The 4550-nt window shown below is 50.9% G+C and carries 2 protein-coding genes and 1 pseudogene; 1 reads left to right on the forward strand and 2 read right to left on the reverse strand.

Annotated elements, in window-relative coordinates; all coding sequences use genetic code 11:
- Nucleotides 1-534 (reverse strand): annotated as a pseudogene (locus tag H6F50_RS01900) (hypothetical protein); the annotation flags it as partial.
- A 276-nt stretch (nucleotides 535-810) separates the two neighbouring features.
- Here H6F50_RS01900 and H6F50_RS01905 point away from each other — a divergent pair.
- Nucleotides 811-2004 (forward strand): HhoA/HhoB/HtrA family serine endopeptidase, encoded by a 1194-nt coding sequence (locus H6F50_RS01905; RefSeq protein WP_190414777.1) that lies wholly within the window; start codon nucleotides 811-813, stop codon nucleotides 2002-2004.
- 272 nt (nucleotides 2005-2276) lie between these two features.
- Here H6F50_RS01905 and dnaK read toward each other — a convergent pair whose 3' ends face one another.
- Nucleotides 2277-4202, reverse strand: coding sequence for a molecular chaperone DnaK (dnaK, locus tag H6F50_RS01910; protein ID WP_190414776.1), 1926 nt, complete (start codon nucleotides 4200-4202; stop codon nucleotides 2277-2279).
- Nucleotides 4203-4550 lie beyond the last annotated feature (348 nt).

Raw genomic sequence — 4550 nt, forward strand, 5'->3', positions numbered from 1 at the left:
AGCTTTTGGCAACAATTCGGCAATCGGCTCAACGAGCAGCTGATGAAGTTGCTGTAACTGTTTGCTTGGGCGATTGTCCTGTTTTGTCGTTACGAAGATGCCACTCTTATTTGCAGCACTCCCGAACCCCATCGCCGCACGGCTACTACTCACCAACTCTGAGAGAGAAGTATTTTGCTTCTGCCACAACGGTCTCAGGTCAACCCGTCGTAAGGTAATTTCACCTGTAGGTTGAACCACCCAAATCAGCAGTTCTGATTCCTGGGTTTGTTCTTTTCCTTGAACGGGGAACGTCTCGTAATTAATTGAGTATTCAACCAGTGTGGCGTTGTGTTCTTTAGCAACTTGTCGAATTTGTTCGATATTGAGTGGATTGACGGTCGCGGGAGCCTCCGGAGTTTGTGCCAACACCTGAGAGCCAGGGAAAATTTCAGCCTTCTTCCCTGGGAAAGGGGTTAAGACAGTCGCCACAAAAGTAATCAGTAAGGGGACAAGGCTTTGCACCCCGGCAAGGCTGATTTTCTGGAGTTGCATGGCTGACAAGGTAAGTAGATGTACGGACAGTGTTTACACTGTCTTAGCCCAGGGAATCGGGCGTGTCCAGTGTTGGCTGTATCCTGGGGTAGTGTTGACGCCAACGCGACAAACCAAGCGATCGCCTATGCATTCTGAGGAGCTGTTTGTGCTTCCTCTTGGGCACTCCAATATCTTGAAACCCAGTTAAAACTCTACCCAAATGCTGCTCATCCACAGCATTTTTTGATTAGAGTGGAATTATTACCTGTATTGCTGTCCTTCAGCCCAAAGACCATGAGTTTACTTGTCAAACAGCTGACCACTTATCTAGCTTTGCTGGCTATCGGCGGTGGTGCAGGAATATATGCCAGTCGCCATTTCGCAGCAGACAACCCCAGTGTCGAAGGCAGAATCCCATCAGCGATTCCAGCCGCGCTACAGCAAATCTCCCCGCCCCAGAATCGCGCTCCCCAAGAGAACCTGAATTTTATTGCCGAAGCAGCCGAAAAAGTTGGCCCTGCTGTCGTGCGAATTGATGCGGCTCGTACCGTATCGCAGGACATTCCAGATACTTTCAGAAGCCCGTTTTTCCGACGATTTTTTGGGAATGAAACGCCGGTTCCGGAAGAACGGGTGGAACGAGGTACCGGATCTGGCTTCATTCTCAGTGCTGATGGTCGCTTAATGACAAATGCCCACGTTGTCGCGGGGTCAGATAAGGTCAAGGTGACGCTCAAAGATGGTCGGACGATGGAGGGTCAAGTTGTGGGAGCCGATCCGGTTACGGATGTGGCAGTTGTCAAAATTGATGCGACAAAGTTGCCGACGGTACGCTTGGGAGACTCGAATAACTTAATACCGGGACAGTGGGCGATCGCAATTGGCAATCCCCTCGGTCTAGATAACACGGTGACGGTGGGTATCGTCAGCGCGACGGGTCGCTCCAGTTCGCAGGTAGGTGTCCCGGATAAGCGAGTCAGATTTATCCAAACCGATGCCGCTATCAACCCCGGTAATTCCGGAGGTCCCTTGCTAAATGCCAGGGGTGAAGTGATTGGGATTAATACAGCCATTCGGGCAAATGCTCAGGGACTCGGTTTTGCCATCCCGATTGAAACCGCCGAACGAGTCGCCAATCAGCTATTTAGCAAAGGTCGCGTCGAGCATCCCTACATGGGAATTCAAATGGTAACGCTGACGCCGGAACTAAAAGACGACATTAACAAAGACAATGAGGCAGGCTTCAAAGTTACGCAGGATAAAGGCGTTGTCATCGTTCGGGTGGTCAAAAACTCTCCCGCAGAACGCGCTGGCTTGCGTGCCGGAGATGTGATCCAGAAAGTTGGCGGTCAAGCGGTCGCAAGTGCCGATCAAGTGCAAGAACGGGTAGAAGCGAGTAGCGTCGGCTCCAGATTAGAAGTAGAGGTCAACCGTAGCGGTCGGACTGAAACTGTCCAAGTACAACCTGGTGCCTTCCCTGTGGAGTAGCATCAATAATTTCTGTTTTTAACGCAAAGGTACGCTGAGGTTGGCGCAAAGGTACGCAAAGCAGTAGGGAGCTAGGTTGAGGAAGGAAACCCGAACCTTAGACTAGACACGCTTCTAGGGAGCGGGTCATTTTGGGGCAAGGAAGAAAGTAATTGTGCGTAGTTTTGCATTAAAAAAGGGCTGATGAGCGCCCAAAAGCAATTCATCAACCCTTATTAGCAATTAGCAATTAGCACTTAGCACTTAGCACTTAGCACTTAGCACTTAGCTAATTACTTGCTTTCCGTAAAATCAGCATCAATTACATCATCCCCAGTACCAGTGGACTGACTGGAACCACCACCACCAGGGGTGCCGGTGCCATCACCAGGAGCTGCACCTGCGCCGCCTGCTTGTTGATAGATGTTCGTGCCGATGGTGTAGAGAGCCTGCTGTAGCTCTGTGGTGAGCGTCTTGATGCGCTCATCGTCTTCTTTAGCGATCGCATCGCGCAGGTCTTTGACCAATCCATCGACCTTACTCTTGTCAGCAGCAGGAACCTTGTCGCCCAAGTCAGCCATTTGCTTCTCAGCTTGGTACACGAGGGAGTCAGCTTGGTTCTTGCGGTCAATCTTCTCACGACGCTCCCGGTCAGTGCTCGCATTTTGTTCGGCTTCCTTGACCATCCGCTCCACTTCGTTTTGGGGCAGGGTGGAAGCACCCGTGATGCTGATCGATTGCTCTTTGCCAGTACCGCGATCCTTAGCTGTGACGTTCAGGATACCGTTGGCGTCAATATCGAAGGTAACTTCAATTTGTGGCATGCCACGAGGAGCCAGAGGAATCCCATCCAGACGGAAGATCCCCAACTCTTTGTTGTTCGCCGCCATCTCCCGTTCGCCTTGCAGAATCTTAATTTCTACGTTGGTCTGATTATCTACAGCAGTAGAGAAGACCTCAGACTTCTTGGTAGGAATCGTGGTGTTGCGGGGGATAATCTTGGTCATCACGCCACCGAGGGTTTCCACACCCAAAGACAGCGGGGTAACGTCGAGTAGCAACAGTCCTTCAGTTCCAGCTTCACCTGTGAGGACACCGGCTTGAATTGCGGCACCGATAGCTACCACTTCATCCGGGTTGACGGTTTGATTGGGTTCTTTGCCCAAAACCCGCTTCACCAGTTCTTGTACGGCAGGAATCCGGGTAGAACCACCGACCAGCACGACTTCATTAATTGCACTCTTGTCTTGCTTGGCGTCGCGCAGGGCGTTCTCTACAGGAATGCGGCAGCGATCGATCAAGTCAGCGCAGAGTCCTTCAAACTGAGCGCGAGTCAGGGTCATATCCAGGTGCTTTGGACCATCCTGGGTAGCGGTGATAAATGGCAGGTTGATTTCCGCTTGGGTGACGCTAGATAACTCAATCTTGGCTTTTTCAGCGGCTTCGGTGAGACGCTGGAGGGCTTGACGGTCTTTGCGGAGGTCAATGCCTTCAGATTTTCTGAATTCTTCGGCTAAGTAATCAACGATTTTCTTGTCGAAGTCGTCACCACCCAGGTGAGTGTCGCCAGAGGTCGCTAACACTTCAAATACGCCATCGCCCATTTCCAGGATGGATACGTCGAAGGTACCGCCACCCAGGTCAAATACCAGAATGGTTTCGTTGGCCTTTCTTTCGAGTCCGTACGCCAAGGAAGCGGCGGTCGGCTCGTTGATAATCCGCATTACATCAATCCCGGCAATCTTACCAGCATCTTTGGTAGCTTGGCGCTGGGAGTCGTTGAAGTAAGCGGGAACGGTGATTACAGCTTGGGTAACGGTCTCTCCAAGGTACTTGCTGGCATCATCCACCAGCTTGCGAAGCACTTGGGCAGAAATTTCTTCTGGTGCAAACTGCTTGCTCTGAGCGGGGCAGTCTAGCTTAACGTTGCCGTTGCTGTCGCGCAGCACTTTGTAAGAAACTTCGGTGGCTTCGTGGGTGATTTCTTCAAACTTGCGTCCGATAAAACGCTTCACCGAATAGAAGGTGTTTTCGGGGTTCATCACCGATTGACGCTTGGCGATTTGACCCACTAAGCGATCGCCATTTTTGGCAAATGCTACGACAGAGGGGGTTGTCCGAAAACCTTCTGCGTTAGCGATCACAGTGGGCTTACCACCTTCCATCACTGCTACGCAGGAGTTTGTCGTACCTAAGTCAATTCCAACTACTTTTGCCATAGGGGTATTTCGGCTTCCTAATAACTACAAAAACTTTTGAGGGCGGATACGGAACTACAAATTGAACCAACCGGGTTAAATCAGCAGCTCTTTCCAGATTTAATAACCATTGGTGCGTGCGTACCGATCTATATAGTGTGCGGGATTAGCCACTCTGGTGTTGTGGGGTTTTCCGAACCTGAGGAAGGACGGTTAACCTTCAGGAGGCATCCCCTTTGGCTCAATCACTTAACATCTGCTGATTGCTTTCACTGTGTCTACTGTAAGGAAATCAGGGGCTTTAGGTATGGGGGCAAGCCGTAATTAAATAGGTGTATTTGCCGTCTAGAGGAATTCAACGCGATCGCG

Source organism: Coleofasciculus sp. FACHB-712 (assembly GCF_014695635.1).
In the GTDB taxonomy this organism is placed as follows: Bacteria; Cyanobacteriota; Cyanobacteriia; order Cyanobacteriales; family FACHB-T130; genus FACHB-T130.

Excerpts from the sequence above, each read along its gene's own strand:
- dnaK (WP_190414776.1), bottom strand. The coding sequence starts at position 4,202 with ATGGCAAAAGTAGTTGGAATTGACTTAGGTACGACAAACTCCTGCGTA.
- H6F50_RS01905 (WP_190414777.1), top strand. The coding sequence starts at position 811 with ATGAGTTTACTTGTCAAACAGCTGACCACTTATCTAGCTTTGCTGGCT.